The sequence below is a fragment of the Streptomyces sp. NBC_01546 genome (assembly GCF_045208355.1).
Classification (GTDB): Bacteria; Actinomycetota; Actinomycetes; order Streptomycetales; family Streptomycetaceae; genus Streptomyces.
The window spans coordinates 4,201,426-4,215,398 of sequence record NZ_CP109379.1; the positions used below are offsets into that span (position 1 = coordinate 4,201,426).

Below are 13,973 nucleotides of genomic sequence, written 5' to 3' on the forward strand. Positions count from 1 at the left end.
TCATGGGGAGAGCTTTTCTCAGGGAAGGTTTGGTGCTACTTCCACTGCGTGGAGACGCCGAATCCCGCCGCGATGAAGCCGAAACCGACCACAATGTTCCAATTGCCCAGCGATTCGATCGGCAGCTGGGTTTCGGTCACGTAGAAGACGACGATCCACGCGAGTCCGATCAGGAAAAGTGCCAGCATGACCGGGGCGACCCAGCTGCGGTTGGTCAGCCTGATGGCCTGCGGCTGCCGCGTGGGCGGCGGCGTGTAGTCATCCTTCTTGCGGATACGTGACTTCGGCACGAGGGGCTCTCCTGTCGATGCGCTGGGGACCTTGCCTGCCCCGGGCGTCCGTTAGCGTAGTGGACCTGTGGCGTTGAAGGAGAAGGGTACGTTGAGCAATTCCGACGACTCCTCCGTGGGTCCCCGTCGCCGGGCCAGACCGGTCCGGCTGCTGACGGCCGCCGTCTTCGCCCTGGCCGGGCTGCTCTTCGTCACCAGTTTCAACACCTCCAAGGGTACGAACATCCGGACCGACGCATCGCTCCTCAAGCTGTCGGACCTCATCGAAGAACGCAGTCAGAGCAATGCGGAGCTCGAGGAGAGCCTCGGACCGGTACGCGACCGTGTCGACGCCCTCGCCGACCGTGACGACGGCAGCACCAAGGCCGAGGACGCCAAGCTGGCCGCCCTGCGCGTGGCGTCGGGCACCGAGGAGCTGACCGGCAAGGGCCTGACCGTCACCCTCAACGACGCCCCGCCGAACGCCACCGCGCGCATCCCCAACGTTCCCGAGCCGCAGCCCAACGACCTGGTGATCCACCAGCAGGACCTCCAGGCCGTGGTGAACGCCCTGTGGCAGGGCGGGGCCCAGGGCATCCAGGTCATGGACCAGCGGCTCATCTCCACCAGCGCGGTCCGCTGCGTCGGCAACACCCTAATCCTCCAGGGCCGGGTGTACTCGCCTCCCTACAAGGTCTCGGCGGTCGGCGACCCGGGCGCGTTGCGCAAGGCCCTCGCCGCCTCCCCGGCCCTGCAGAACTACCAGCTGTACGTCAACGCGTACGGGCTCGGCTGGAAAGTGGACGAGCACAAGGCGCTGACACTTCCCGGCTACTCCGGCACAGTGGACCTCCACTATGCGAAGCCGGTGGAGCCCTCGTCCTGAGGCATTGCGGCCCGACGTCGTACTGCGCCTGGTGGTACGGACGTTCAGCGAGGTGTGCCTGACAGCCGGCACGCTGATCGTGCTCTTCGTGGCCTACGTCCTGCTGTGGACCGGGGTCAAGGCCGACCGGGCCATGGACGGCGAGATGACCCGGCTGCGCGACGACTGGGCGGCTGCCGCGGCCGCGGCGCCGGCCGCGGCGCCGGAACCGGCCCCGGCACCCTCCCCGAAGCCCGCCGAGCCGGTCCGCCACCCCGCCGGCCAGGCCTTCGCCGAGATGTACATCCCGCGCTTCGGCAAGGACTGGAACAAGCCCGTCCTGGAGGGCACGGGCACCGAACTGCTGAAGAAGGGCCTGGGCCACTACCCCGGCACCGCCGCGCTCGGCGCCACCGGGAACTTCTCGGTGGCGGGCCACCGGCGCACGTACGGGGACCCCTTCAAGGACTTCCCCCAGCTGCGTCCCGGGGACGCCGTGATCCTCAAGGACGCGACCACCTGGTACACGTACACGGTGCGCGGCGGGCCGCTGCGCACCCTGCCCACGGACATCGGGGTGGTCGACCCCGTGCCCGGCAAATCGCCGTTCACGACGCCCGGCAGGTATCTGACGCTGACGACCTGCGACCCCGAGTGGGGCCACAGCCACCGGCTGGTCGTCTGGGCGGAACTGACCGGCACGCGCGCCGTGGGGCAGGGCGGGCCGGAGGGTTTGCCGAGGTGACCCACCCCGCCGGGCCGCTGCCTTTAGTCTGTTGGCGTACCGCCCCTGCGGTGCGTGGAACGAACGTGGACGAAAAGGAAACAGGCGGCATGTACGGCTGGATCTGGCGGCATCTGCCGGGCAACGCGTGGGTACGCGCGCTGATCTCACTCGTACTGGTCCTCGCGGTGGTGTTCGTGCTGTTCCAGTACGTCTTCCCGTGGGCCGAGCCGCTCCTTCCGTTCAACGATGTGACCGTGGACGAGGGATCGGGAGCCACTCCGTGAGCGCGCGCATTCTGGTTGTGGACAACTACGACAGCTTTGTCTTCAACCTGGTCCAGTACCTCTACCAGCTCGGCGCCGAATGCGAGGTGCTGCGCAACGACGAGGTCGAGCTCTCGCACGCGCAGGACGGCTTCGACGGCGTGCTGCTCTCCCCCGGGCCTGGGACGCCGGAGGAGGCGGGGGTCTGCGTCGACATGGTCCGGCACTGCGCCGAGACGGGCGTACCCGTCTTCGGGGTGTGCCTCGGCATGCAGTCGATGGCGGTCGCGTACGGAGGGGTCGTGGGCCGGGCGCCCGAGCTGCTGCACGGCAAGACCTCGCCCGTGGTGCACGAGGGCCTGGGGGTGTTCGAGGGACTGCCGTCGCCGTTCATCGCGACCCGGTACCACTCCCTCGCCGCCGAGCCCCAGACCCTGCCCGAGGTGCTGGAGGTCACGGCGCACACGGAGGACGGGATCATCATGGGCCTGCGCCACCGGGAGCACGACGTCGAGGGTGTGCAGTTCCACCCCGAGTCGGTGCTGACCGAGTGGGGGCACCGGATGCTCGCGAACTGGCTGGTGCGGTGCGGTGACGCGGGTGCCGTGGAGCGCTCGGTGGGGCTGGCCCCGGTGGTGGGCAAGGCCGTCGCGTGACCGCGCTCGCGCCGTCCGCGCCCACAGGGGGCCGGGCCGCGCGACGCAGGGCAGCGCAGGAGGCCGCGAAGCGGGCCGCCCGGCAGTCCCGGAGGCGGGGCGGGCGGCGGCGCAGGCGGCCGGCCTCGGGCGGCCCGGTGGTCATCGCGAGCCGGCTGGGCGGGGAACTGTTCATCACGCTGGGCCTGGTGATGCTGCTGTTCGTCGCCTACCAGCTCTGGTACACGAACATCGTGGCGGGGCGGGCGGCGGACGGCGCCGCGGGCACGCTCGAGCAGACGTGGCAGCGGGACCCGGGCACGGGGACCGACGGGGCGGCCGCGCCGCCCGTGACGGCGTTCGAGCCCGGCCAGGGGTTCGCGATCCTGCACATCCCGAAGCTGGACGTGAAGGTTCCGGTGGCGGAGGGGATCAGCAAGCCGAAGGTGCTGGACCGGGGCATGGTCGGGCACTACGGCGAGGGCTCGCTGAAGACGGCGATGCCGGCGGACAAGCAGGGGAACTTCGCGGTGGCGGGCCACCGCAACACCCACGGGGAGCCGTTCCGCTTCATCAACCGGCTGGTGCCGGGGGATCCCGTGGTGGTCGAGACGCGGGACGCGTACTACACGTACGAGATGACCTCGGCGCTGGCGCAGACGCCGCCGACGAACGTGGCGGTGCTGAAACCGGTGCCGGAGGGTTCCGGTTTCACCGAAGCGGGCCGGTACATCACGCTGACCACCTGCACCCCGGAGTTCACCAGCACCTACCGGATGATCGTATGGGGCAGGATGACCGATGAACGCCCCCGCAGCCAGGGCCCGCCGCCCGCGCTGACCAGCTAAGGACGAATCAGCAGTGTCTCGTGCCCGCCGCCGCGCCGCGGCACCGCCCGCCGGCAGCCGCAGTGTGCTCGCCGGGTTCCTGAGCCTGCTGGGCGAGCTCCTGATCACGCTGGGGCTGGTGCTGGGCCTGTTCGTGGCGTACTCGCTGTGGTGGACGAACGTGCTCGCGGACCGGCAGGCGTCGGCGCGGGGCGACGCGATCCGCCAGCAGTGGCAGACGCCGGCCCAGCCGGCGGCCCCGGGCGCGCTGGACACCAAGGACGGCATCGGGTTCCTGCACGTTCCGGCGATGAAGAACGGCGAGGTGCTGGTCAAGCCGGGCACGGACCCGGACGTCCTCGACGACGGAGTGGCGGGCTACTACGAGCAGCCGGTGAAGTCGGCGCTGCCGTGGGACGAGAAGGGCAACTTCTCGCTCGCCGCGCACCGGGACGGCCACGGCGCGAAGTTCCACAACATCGACAAGGTGAACAACGGCGACGCGATCGTCTTCGAGACCAAGGACACCTGGTACGTGTACAAGGTCTTCGCGGAGCTGCGCCAGACGTCGAAGTACAACGTGGACGTGATCAGCCCGGTCCCGAAGGAGTCGGGCAAGACGGCCCCGGGCCGCTACATCACGCTGACCACCTGCACGCCGGTGTACACGTCGAAGTACCGGTACATCGTGTGGGGCGAGCTGGTCCGGACGGAGAAGGTGGACACGAAGCGGACGCCTCCGGCGGAGCTTGGCTGAACTGGTCACGTTGTGTAACTGAGCTCCATTAAGGCGCTCAGTTACAGGGCCCTGTGGACAAGTCGGGATGACTGAGTTGCTCGAAGCAACTCAGTCACTAGCGCAGGACCTGGAGCTGGACCCCCGCGCTCCAAGCCTCCAGAAGGCCCCTGTGGACGGCTGTGACGCCTCCCTGGGCGGCGATGGCCAAGGGCTTCACGGGTGAAGGCGCAGGTGGCCACGTAGAGGGCCACATCGGCCTGGTGGAGGACCTTCGAGGCGCCGAGGAACTTCTGCATCTCGCCGCTGAGCACGTGCCGGAAGGGCGCGAAGTTCTTGCACTGGACGGCTACCGACCGGCCGTCGGCGGTGCGAGCAGTGATGTCGACCCCGCGGTCGCCCCCGTGCCCGCCGTACACCTCGACGTCGGTGCACCCGTCTCGGCGCAGCAGCCCGGCGACGTGCAGCTCGAACTCCTTCCAGGTCATGGAGTCGATGGTGCCGATGACCCCGGTGAGGGCCCGTACGTCCTGGCCGCGCTGGAGCTGGCTGAGCTGGAGGTCGTGCTCGACGAGGCGCTGCTGGATCTGCTCCACGTCATTGCGGAGGCCGAGGAGTTCCTGACGCTGCTCGCCGGAGGCGTCGACGAGCGCATTGAGCATCGGGACGACGGTCTTGCCCAGCAGCTTGGTGAAGTGATCCGCTCGTCGAGCGATTCGATGTCGTTGGGGACAGGTTGTGGCCGGGACGACTGCTCACTGTCCAGCAGGTAGATGCGGACGTTGCGGGCGACCTCGCTGTCGCGCAACAGCATTGCGACGTTGAGGATGGTCCGACGGGTGTAGACGGCCAGATGAACACGCCCACCACGGCCCTGTGGATAACTCTCTTTTGAAAGCGACAGGTTGTCGCTTTCAAAACTTTCCAGGTCAGCGCCCTTGAGTGTGCGCATGCCGTTCCCGGTGAGCTCCTCGCGGTGACGCAGGCGCAGCCGGTTGATGACCTTCTCGGCGACCTCGAAGTACGCCGCCACCATCGCCGTCGTCACGTGCAGCCCGTCCGGCAGCAGTGACAGCGTCTTCACCTTGTCCAGGACGTGCGTCCGTTCCAGCACGCTCGTGCGCAGGGTCCGGGACTCCAACAGCACCGATTCGTTGATCATGATCCGTCCCTCCCGGGCGGAGCCCGATACCCCACCCCGTCCGGGTTAACGAATTTCGTACATATGAAGACACGTACGAAATGGGTCCGGCCCCTCTCCCACAGGAGAGGGGCCGGACCCATTGCCGTGCTGGTGGCGGTCAGCCGCCGAGGCCTCCGAAGAAGCCGCCGCCGCCGTTGTTGCCTCCGTTGTTGCCGCCGCCGTCCATGGTCATCACGTTGATCACCGTGCCCGTCGGGACCGGGCGGCCGGCCTGCGGGTCCGAGGACAGGACGCGGGCGTTGTCGTCCGTCGGGCCGGAGAGTACGGCGCCGAAGACCAGGCCCCTGGAGGCCAGCTCCCCCTTGGCCTGGGCGACCGTCTTGCCGATCAGGTTCGGCACCTGGACCTGCTGCGCGGCCTTGGCGATGGTCACGTTGACCGTCTTACCGACCTCCAGCTGCGTCCCTGCCTGGGGCTGCTGGTCGATGACCGTCTTCGGTGCGGCTCCGGGGGAGTCGACCTCCGTCACGCTGCCGAGCTTGAGGTTGACGGCCTTGAGCGCCTTCTCCGCGTCGTCCTTGGTCTTGCCCCTGAGGTCCGGGACGATCGACTTGGACTGTTCCTTGGCGACCGTCAGCGTGATGACGGTGTTCTTCTCCGCCTCACCGCCGGCCTTCGGGTTCTGGTCGAGGACGGTTCCCGGGGGACGCTCGGACTCCTGGGCCTTGCGGTCGACCTGGAAGCCCTTTTCCTTCAGCGCCGCCTCGGCCTGTTCGTACGTGAGGTTGACCACGCTGGGGACCGCCACCTTGGGCGCGCCCGTGGAGACCGTCACCGTGACGGTGGAGTCCTTGTCGACCTTGGTGTTGGGCTCCGGGTTCTGTTTGCAGACGTTGCCCTTGGGCTGGTCGGCGCAGGCTTCGTCGGCTCCCTTGACCACCTTGAGGCCGACGTTCTCGCCGCTCTTCTGGGCCTGCTCGAGGGTGGAGCCGATGAGCTTGGGCACGCTGGGCCGGTTGTCGGCGCCACCGCTGAAGAGGGAGCGGCCGATCAGGATCGCGCCGACCAGGACGAGGACGCCGGCCGCCACGAGCAGGACCGTGGAGGCCTTGCTCTTCTTCTGGCGGCGGTGCGGGCCCTGGTCGTAGCCGCCGTGGTTCTGGTCGCCGTACCCGTACCCGCCGTCGCCCGGGGGCATCGGCGGCATCATCGAGGTCTGGCCGGCGTCGGTGGTGCGCAGGGCGGTGGTGGGCTGGTCGTAGCCCTGGTGTCCGTAGCCGCCCTGGTCGTGCGGGTAGCCGTAGCCGGCCGCGCCCATGGCGGCGGTGGCGGCTACGGGCTGGCCGTCGAGGCAGGCCTCGATGTCGGCGCGCATCTCGTCGGCGGACTGGTACCGGTAATCGGGGTCCTTGACGAGGGCCTTCAGCACGATCGCGTCCATCTCGGGCGTGATCTCGGGGTCGAAGTTCGACGGCGGCTGCGGTTCTTCCCGTACGTGCTGGTAGGCGACGGCCACGGGGGAGTCGCCGACGAACGGGGGCCGGACGCTGAGCAGCTCGTAGAGCAGGCAGCCGGCGGAGTAGAGGTCGGAGCGTGCGTCGACCTGCTCGCCCTTGGCCTGTTCCGGGGAGAGGTACTGGGCGGTGCCGATGACGGCGGCGGTCTGCGTCATGGTCATGCCGGAGTCGCCCATGGCGCGGGCGATGCCGAAGTCCATGACCTTGACCTGGCCGGTGCGGGTCAGCATCACGTTGGCGGGCTTGATGTCGCGGTGCACGATGCCGGCGCGGTGCGAGTACTCGAGGGCCTGGAGGATGCCGATGGTCATTTCCAGGGTGCGCTCGGGCAGCAGTTTGCGCCCGGAGTGCAGCAGCTCGCGCAGGGTGGATCCGTCGACGTACTCCATCACGATGTACGGGATGGAGATGTTGTCGACGTAGTCCTCGCCGGTGTCGTAGACGGCGACGATCGCCGGATGGTTCAGGGACGCGGCCGACTGGGCCTCGCGCCGGAACCGGGCCTGGAAGGACGGGTCGCGGGCGAGATCGGCGCGCAGGGTCTTGACGGCGACGGTACGGCCGAGCCGGGTGTCGTGGGCGAGGTAGACCTCGGCCATGCCACCACGGCCGAGCACGTGGCTCAGCTCGTACCGGCCGCCGAGGCGACGCGGCTCTTCCATAACGTTGCAGCCCTCTCCGTCAGTCCCGACCGCACCTGTGTGTGGTCCGGCGGTGTGCTGTTCGCGCAAAGGCTACCGGCCGATCGTCTGTGATCGGTTCGCGGCCACAGGCTGATACTGGACCGGTACCGTACGCTCGGATCCGGCCGGGATCAGTGACGTGGATCACGTGGTTCCGGCGGTCCGTCATCCCTGGGTCATCCCTGGCTCTTCAGTACGGCTTCCATGACGGCCTTCGCGACGGGGGCGGCGAGGCCGCCGCCGCTGATGTCCTCGCGGTCCGCTTCGCTGTCCTCGATGACGACGGCGACGGCGACGGGGGAGCTGCCGTCCTTGCCCTCCGCGTAGGAGATGAACCAGGCGTAGGGGCGCTTCTTGTTGCCCTCGCCGTGCTGGGCGGTTCCGGTCTTGCCGCCGACCTTGACGTCCTTGATCTTGGCCTTGGTGCCGGTGCCGTTGTCGACGACGTTGACCATCATCTCCTGGACCTTCTGCGCGTTGGCGGCGGAGAGGGGCCGGCTCATTTCCTGCGGCGAGTGCTTCTCGATCATGTCGAGGTTCGGCGCGGTGAGGTGGTCGACCATGTACGGCTTCATCAGCTTGCCGTCGTTGGCGATCGCGGCGGTGACCATGGCCATCTGCAGCGGGGTGGCGGCGGTGTTGAACTGCCCGATGGAGCTCTGGGCGTTGCCGTCCTTGCCCATCTTCTTGTCGTAGACGCTGGCGAAGGCTCGGACCGGGATGTCGATCTTGTCGTTGTTGAAGCCGAACTTCTCCGAGGTCTCCACCATCTTGTCGCGGGTGACCTTGTCGCCCATGTTCGCGAAGACGGAGTTGCAGGAGACTTCGAGCGCCTTGTTGAGGCTCGCTTCCTTGCAGCCCTTGGCGTGGTTGATCATCTCGGTCTTGGTGCCGGGCAGGAAGTACGGGTCCGGGGTGTCCGTCGGGGCGTTGATGTCGGTGACGACGCCGTGTTCGAGGGCGGCGGCGGCGGTGACAACCTTGAAGGTGGAGCCGGGCGGGTAGGTCTCGCGCAGGGCGCGGTTGACGAGGTTCTTGTCCTCGCTGTCCTTGAGCTCGACCCAGGCCTTCTCGTCGTCCTTGGAGTTGCCGGCGAAGCGGCTGGGGTCGTACGAGGGGGTGGAGACGAGGGCCAGGATGGCGCCGGTGCGCGGGTCGATGGCGGCGACCGCGCCCTTCTTCTTGCCGAGTGCCTCGAAGGCGGCCACCTGGGCGTCGGGGTTGAGCGTGGTGACGACGTTGCCGCCCTGCTTCTTCTCCCCGGTGAACATGCCGATGGTGCGGTCGAAGAACAGCCGGTCGTCGTTGCCGGTGAGGATGCCGTCCTCGAGGGATTCGAGTTGGGTGGAGCCGAAGGCCTGCGAGGCGTACCCGGTGACGGGGGCCCAGAGTTCGCCGTTGGTGTAGGTCCGCTTGAACTTGTAGTCGCTGCCGTTGGTGACCTTCGAGCCGGTGATCGGCTCGCCCTTGACGATGATGTTGCCGCGTTCGGTGGCGTACTGGGCGATCTGGACCCGGCGGTTTTCCTTGCGGGTGCTGAGTTCCTCGGCCTGGACGTACTGCAGCCAGTTGGTCCGGATCAGCAGCGCGAGGACGAGCAGCCCGCAGAACAGCGAGATGCGGCGCAGGGGCTTGTTCATGACGGGCGGACCACCTGGGTCATCTCGGAGTCGGGGGACGGGGCGGGGGCCGGGGCAGGTCGGCGTGCGGTGTCGCTGATCCGGATGAGGATGGCGATGAGGACCCAGTTCGCGAGGACGGAGGAGCCGCCGGAGGCGAGGAAGGGCATCGTCATGCCGGTGAGGGGGATGAGGCCCATGACTCCGCCGGCGACGACGAAGATCTGGAGGGCGAAGGCGCCGGAGAGGCCGATGGCGAAGAGCTTGCCGAAGGGGTCGCGGGCGGCGAGGGCGGTGCGGACGCCCCGCTCGATGATGAGGCCGTAGAGCAGGAGGAAGGCCATCACGCCGGTGAGGCCGAGTTCCTCGCCGACGGTGGAGAAGATGAAGTCGGAGTTGGCGGCGAAGCCGATGAGGTCGGAGTTGCCCTGGCCCCACCCGGCGCCGAGGACGCCGCCGGAGCCGAAGCTCATGATCGACTGTCCGACCTGCTCGCAGGCGCCGGAGGTGGTGTAACAGGCGAAGGGGTCGAGCCAGGCGGTGACGCGGACCTTGACGTGGCTGGCGAAGGTGGCGACGACGACGGCGCCGCCGACGGACATGAGCAGGCCGATGACGATCCAGCTGGTGCGCTCGGTGGCGACGTACAGCATGATCACGAACATGCCGAAGAAGAGCAGCGAGGTGCCGAGGTCGTTCTCGAAGACGAGGACGAGCAGGCTCATCGCCCAGATCATCAGGATGGGGCCGAGGTCGCGGCCGCGCGGCAGGTAGAGGCCCATGAAGCGGCGGCTGGCCAGGGCCAGGGCGTCACGTTTCACCATGAGGTAGCCGGCGAAGAAGATGGCGATGACGATCTTCGCGAACTCGCCGGGCTGGATGGAGAAGCCGCCGACGCTGATCCAGATCTTGGCGCCGAAGACGTCGGCGCCGAGGCCCGGGATGACGGGCAGGATCAGCAGGATCAGGGCGCCGGCCATGGAGATGTACGTGAAGCGCTGCAGGACGCGGTGGTCCTTGAGGATGAGCAGCACGGCGGCGAACAGGGCGATGGCCAGCGCCGTGTACATCATCTGGCGGGGTGCGGAGGGGGTGAAGGCACCGAAGGAGCGCTTGGCGAGGTTCTGCAGCCGTTCGGACTGGTCGAGTCGCCAGATCAGTACGAGGCCGAGCCCGTTGAGGAGGATGGCCAGCGGCAGCAGCAGCGGGTCGGCGTACTTGGCGTAGCGGCGTACGACGACGTGCGCGACCCCGGCGAGGGCGGCGAGGCCCAGGCCGTAGAGCACCATGCCGGGCGGCAGGCTGCCGTTGATCGCGAGGCCCACGTTGGCGTAGGCGAACATCGGGATGACCACGGCGAAGCCGAGCAGCAGGAGCTCGGTGTTCCGCCGGCTCGGCGCCTCGATGGCGCCGATGGTGGTCGTGTTGGTGACAACGCTCATGGTGTGGCAGGCCCCCTGTGCCCGCGGGTGTCTACTGCTTTCCGCACAGGCTGACCACTTGCTGCTCCGCGGGAGTCAGAGTGGAGCCGGGTGTTTGGTTCTGCGCCTCGGCGTTGCGGCGTTCCTCGTCCTTCTTGCAGGCGGAGACCTGGACGCCGAGGTCGTCGAGCTTCTCGCGGGCGCCGTCGAGGCTGCCTTCGCTGATGGTGGCCTCGACCTGCTTGCGCTTGAAGGGCGGGAGGTACTTCAGTTCGATGTCGGGGCGGTCGGTCTCCACCTTGGAGAGCTCCAGCGGCCCGAGCTTCTGGCTGATGCCGCGGAAGAGCGCGACGTGCTCGCCCTTGACGCCGACGTAGAACTGGGTCTGGGTCCAGCGCCAGCCCGCGTAGAGGCCGCCGCCGACGACGCCGGCGACGAGGAGCAGGGTCAGCGTACGGGTGGCCCACTTGCGCCCTTTGCCGCGGCGCCTGCGGGGGTGGTCGTACGTGTCCTCGTACTCGGAGTCGCCGTCGTAGGCCTCGGCTTCGCCGAAGCTGCCGTACGCGCCGCCGGCCTGGCCCTGGTCGGAGTAGCCGTAGCCGTTGGCCTCGCCGCTGCCGGGGGGGCCGAAGGCGCCGGCGGGCGGGCCGGCCTGGCGGCCGAGACCCGAGGCGCGGCCGGCCGGGGTCTGCATGGCGTTGCCGCCGTCGAAGAGCTGGTGCTGGTTCTCGGCGACCGCGCCGACGACGACCGGGGTGTCGTTGACCTGGGCGGCGAGGGTGTCTCCGCTGTCGGTGTCGAGGACGTCGGCGACGATGCAGGTGATGTTGTCGGGTCCGCCGCCGCGCAGGGCGAGCTGGATGAGCGACTGCACGGTCTCGCGGGGGCCGTGGTAGTCGGCGAGGGTCTCTTCGAGGGTCTGGTGGGAGACCACGCCGGAGAGTCCGTCGGAGCAGATGAGGTAGCGGTCGCCGGCGCGGACCTCGCGGATGGAGAGGTCGGGTTCGACGATGTCGCCGCTGCCGAGGGCCCGCATCAGCAGCGAGCGCTGCGGGTGCGTGGTGGCTTCCTCTTCGGTGATGCGGCCCTCGTCGACGAGGCGCTGCACCCAGGTGTGGTCCTGGGTGATCTGCGTGAGGACGCCGTCGCGCAGCAGGTAGGCGCGGGAGTCGCCGACGTGGACGAGGCCGAGGCGCTGGCCGGTCCACAGCAGGGCGGTCAGGGTGGTGCCCATGCCCTCGAGCTGGGGATCCTCCTCGACCATGACGCGCAGCTGGTCGTTGGCGCGCTGCACTGCCGTGGCGAGGGAGGTGAGGATGTCGGAGCCCGGGACGTCGTCGTCGAGCTGCACGAGGGTGGAGATCACCTCGGAGCTCGCGACCTCGCCGGCGGCCTGGCCTCCCATGCCGTCGGCGATCGCGAGGAGGCGTGGCCCGGCGTAGCCGGAGTCCTCGTTGCCCTCGCGGATCATGCCTTTGTGCGATCCGGCGGCGAACCGCAGGGACAGACTCATGCGCACCTCGCCGGTCGGCTCCGGGTACAACCGGTCTCGAGCCACACTGCCCACCCTCCGGTCGGGAGCGCGCACGTGTCCGTGTCCTCGGTGGGACGGATCACCGCCGCGCGCTCGCTCCGCTCGCTCATTCTCGTACTACTTCCGCAGCTCGATGACGGTCTTGCCGATGCGGATCGGGGCGCCCGGCGGAATGGGCGTCGGGGTGGTCAGCCGGGTCCGGTCGAGATACGTGCCGTTGGTGGACCCGAGATCCTCGACGATCCACTGGCCGTCACGGTCGGGATAGATCCTGGCATGGCGGCTGGACGCGTAGTCGTCGTCCAGCACGATGGTGGAGTCGTGGGCGCGGCCCAGCGTGATCGTCTGGCCGGCGAGGGCCACCGTGGTTCCCGTGAGGGTGCCCTCGGAGACGACGAGCTTGGTGGGCGCACCGCGGCGCTGGCGCTGCTGCGGTGGCGCGGCCTGCCGGCCGGCCTGCTGCGGGGCGGTGCCCGCGCCGCCGCGGCGTGAGCCGCGCTGCGTGACTCTCGTTCCGAAGAGGTCGCTGCGGATGACCTGGACGGCCACGATGACGAACAGCCACAGAACGGCTAGGAAACCCAGCCGCATGACCGTCAGGGTCAGCTCTGACATTGCCCCCGCTTCACCCTTCGGCTTGCCGGTAAATGATGGTCGTGCTGCCCACGACGATCCGCGAGCCGTCGCGGAGCGTAGCGCGGGTGGTGTGCTGCCCGTCCACCACGATGCCGTTGGTGGATCCGAGATCCTGGATCGTCGAGGGCGTTCCGGTCCGGATCTCACAGTGCCGGCGCGATACGCCGGGGTCGTCGATCCGCACGTCGGCTTCGGTGCTTCGGCCGAGTACGAGCGTGGGGCGCGAGATCTGGTGGCGGGTGCCGTTGATCTCGATCCAGTGGCGCCGTGGGGCGCCCGAGGTCGGTACGGGTGCTGCCGGGCCCGGTCCGCCGGCGGGCCGGCGGGCGCCTGGTCCGCCGGGGGGCGGGGCGCTGGGCATGGGCGGGGCGGCGACCGGCGGGTAGCCGTAGCCGCCCTGGCCGGCCTGGCCTGCCGGACCGCCCTGCGGCCGGCCCTGGGGGGCCTGCGGCTGGGAGGTGCTGGAAGCCAGGGTACGGCTGCGGACCCGGTAGAGCCCGGTGTCGAGGTCGTCGGCCTTCTCCAGGTGGACCTTGATGGGGCCCATGAAGCTGTAGCGCTGCTGCTTGGCGTAGTCGCGGACGAGGCCCGCGAGCTCGTCGCCGAGCTGCCCGGAGTAGGGGCTCAGGCGGTCGTAGTCGCCGGCGCTGAGCTCGACGATGAAGTCGTTGGGGACGACGGTCCGCTCGCGGTTCCAGATGGTTGCGTTGTTGTCGCACTCCCGCTGGAGGGCGCCGGCGATCTCCACCGGCTGGACCTCGGACTTGAACACCTTGGCGAAGGTGCCGTTCACCAGACCTTCGAGTCGCTGCTCGAACCGCTTCAGAACTCCCATGGGGCACCTCCTCCGTCGTTGTCGCCCTGTACTGCTTACTGATCGTATCCACGCGTGGCGGATTCGGGTGGTTCCCCATCGGTCCTGTGAGGACGAGTGTTGGTCCTCACAGGGGATCGTAGGGGGGCCTCAGGGACAGTGTCCCGCACCGGGAGCGGAGTGTGGGAGGGGCCGTCCTCCGAGGGGTGCGGGGGTGCGGGGAAAGCGATGTGATTCCACCCCGTCCTACGTGCTAATGTTTCGACGTCGCCAGGGGAACGGC

13 protein-coding genes and 1 pseudogene are annotated in these 13,973 nt (G+C 68.9%); 6 read left to right on the forward strand and 8 right to left on the reverse strand.

Going from position 1 to position 13,973, the window contains the following annotated elements; genetic code table 11:
* Nucleotides 1-35: 35 nt before the first annotated feature.
* Entirely contained in the window at nt 36-290 is a 255-nt protein-coding gene (crgA, locus tag OHA89_RS19205) for a cell division protein CrgA (RefSeq protein WP_257555397.1), read from the reverse strand.
* Nucleotides 291-381: 91 nt separating this feature from the next.
* Here crgA and OHA89_RS19210 point away from each other — a divergent pair, with 91 nt between their 5' ends.
* From OHA89_RS19210 to OHA89_RS19235, 6 genes and pseudogenes are all read left to right on the forward strand, one after another.
* A complete protein-coding gene (locus OHA89_RS19210; protein ID WP_266608935.1) occupies nt 382-1,155 on the forward strand; it encodes a DUF881 domain-containing protein in 774 nt (257 codons plus the stop codon).
* Nucleotides 1,156-1,159: 4 nt separating this feature from the next.
* Entirely contained in the window at nt 1,160-1,879 is a 720-nt protein-coding gene (locus tag OHA89_RS19215) for a class E sortase (protein ID WP_266608936.1), read from the forward strand.
* Nucleotides 1,880-1,944: 65 nt separating this feature from the next.
* The gene (locus tag OHA89_RS19220) at nt 1,945-2,145 is read left to right on the forward strand and encodes a hypothetical protein (RefSeq protein WP_215145083.1); all 201 of its coding nucleotides are present in this window, start codon (nt 1,945-1,947) and stop codon (nt 2,143-2,145) included.
* On the forward strand, nt 2,142-2,780 hold the full coding sequence (locus OHA89_RS19225; protein ID WP_215144999.1) for an aminodeoxychorismate/anthranilate synthase component II: 639 nt from the start codon (nt 2,142-2,144) through the stop codon (nt 2,778-2,780). The genes OHA89_RS19220 and OHA89_RS19225 overlap by 4 nt, the downstream gene beginning before the upstream one ends.
* A gap of 149 nt (nt 2,781-2,929) precedes the next feature.
* Nucleotides 2,930-3,607: pseudogene (locus OHA89_RS19230) on the forward strand (class E sortase); the annotation flags it as partial.
* Between the two features lie 13 nt (nt 3,608-3,620).
* On the forward strand, nt 3,621-4,343 hold the full coding sequence (locus OHA89_RS19235) for a class E sortase (RefSeq protein WP_266608937.1): 723 nt from the start codon (nt 3,621-3,623) through the stop codon (nt 4,341-4,343).
* A 41-nt stretch (nt 4,344-4,384) separates the two neighbouring features.
* Here the strand turns inward: OHA89_RS19235 and OHA89_RS19240 are convergent, their stop codons facing one another.
* The 7 genes from OHA89_RS19240 to OHA89_RS19270 all read right to left on the reverse strand — a co-directional run bounded on the left by OHA89_RS19240 (nt 4,385) and on the right by OHA89_RS19270 (nt 13,711).
* The gene (locus OHA89_RS19240; RefSeq protein WP_406366701.1) at nt 4,385-4,984 is read right to left on the reverse strand and encodes a restriction endonuclease; all 600 of its coding nucleotides are present in this window, start codon (nt 4,982-4,984) and stop codon (nt 4,385-4,387) included.
* Between the two features lie 639 nt (nt 4,985-5,623).
* On the reverse strand, nt 5,624-7,645 hold the full coding sequence (gene pknB, locus OHA89_RS19245) for a Stk1 family PASTA domain-containing Ser/Thr kinase (RefSeq protein WP_266608938.1): 2,022 nt from the start codon (nt 7,643-7,645) through the stop codon (nt 5,624-5,626).
* Nucleotides 7,646-7,842: 197 nt separating this feature from the next.
* On the reverse strand, nt 7,843-9,306 hold the full coding sequence (locus tag OHA89_RS19250; RefSeq protein WP_266608939.1) for a penicillin-binding protein 2: 1,464 nt from the start codon (nt 9,304-9,306) through the stop codon (nt 7,843-7,845).
* A complete protein-coding gene (locus tag OHA89_RS19255) occupies nt 9,303-10,727 on the reverse strand; it encodes an FtsW/RodA/SpoVE family cell cycle protein (RefSeq protein ID WP_257555413.1) in 1,425 nt (474 codons plus the stop codon). Before OHA89_RS19255 ends, OHA89_RS19250 begins: the two co-directional genes overlap by 4 nt.
* 31 nt (nt 10,728-10,758) lie before the next feature.
* Nucleotides 10,759-12,219: a PP2C family serine/threonine-protein phosphatase gene (locus OHA89_RS19260; RefSeq protein WP_266608941.1), complete on the reverse strand. Its 1,461-nt coding sequence runs from the start codon at nt 12,217-12,219 to the stop codon at nt 10,759-10,761.
* 138 nt (nt 12,220-12,357) lie between these two features.
* Complete coding sequence (locus OHA89_RS19265; protein WP_215145016.1) at nt 12,358-12,855, reverse strand: FHA domain-containing protein; 498 nt, start codon at nt 12,853-12,855, stop codon at nt 12,358-12,360.
* A gap of 10 nt (nt 12,856-12,865) precedes the next feature.
* Nucleotides 12,866-13,711, reverse strand: a complete 846-nt coding sequence (locus OHA89_RS19270; RefSeq protein WP_257555416.1) for a DUF3662 and FHA domain-containing protein — start codon at nt 13,709-13,711, stop codon at nt 12,866-12,868.
* Between the last annotated feature and the right edge of the window lie 262 nt (nt 13,712-13,973).

Excerpts from the sequence above, each read along its gene's own strand:
- OHA89_RS19240 (WP_406366701.1), bottom strand. The coding sequence starts at position 4,984 with ATGCTCAATGCGCTCGTCGACGCCTCCGGCGAGCAGCGTCAGGAACTC.
- pknB (WP_266608938.1), bottom strand. The coding sequence starts at position 7,645 with ATGGAAGAGCCGCGTCGCCTCGGCGGCCGGTACGAGCTGAGCCACGTG.
- OHA89_RS19250 (WP_266608939.1), bottom strand. The coding sequence starts at position 9,306 with ATGAACAAGCCCCTGCGCCGCATCTCGCTGTTCTGCGGGCTGCTCGTC.
- OHA89_RS19255 (WP_257555413.1), bottom strand. The coding sequence starts at position 10,727 with ATGAGCGTTGTCACCAACACGACCACCATCGGCGCCATCGAGGCGCCG.
- OHA89_RS19260 (WP_266608941.1), bottom strand. The coding sequence starts at position 12,219 with ATGAGTCTGTCCCTGCGGTTCGCCGCCGGATCGCACAAAGGCATGATC.
- OHA89_RS19265 (WP_215145016.1), bottom strand. The coding sequence starts at position 12,855 with ATGTCAGAGCTGACCCTGACGGTCATGCGGCTGGGTTTCCTAGCCGTT.
- OHA89_RS19270 (WP_257555416.1), bottom strand. The coding sequence starts at position 13,711 with ATGGGAGTTCTGAAGCGGTTCGAGCAGCGACTCGAAGGTCTGGTGAAC.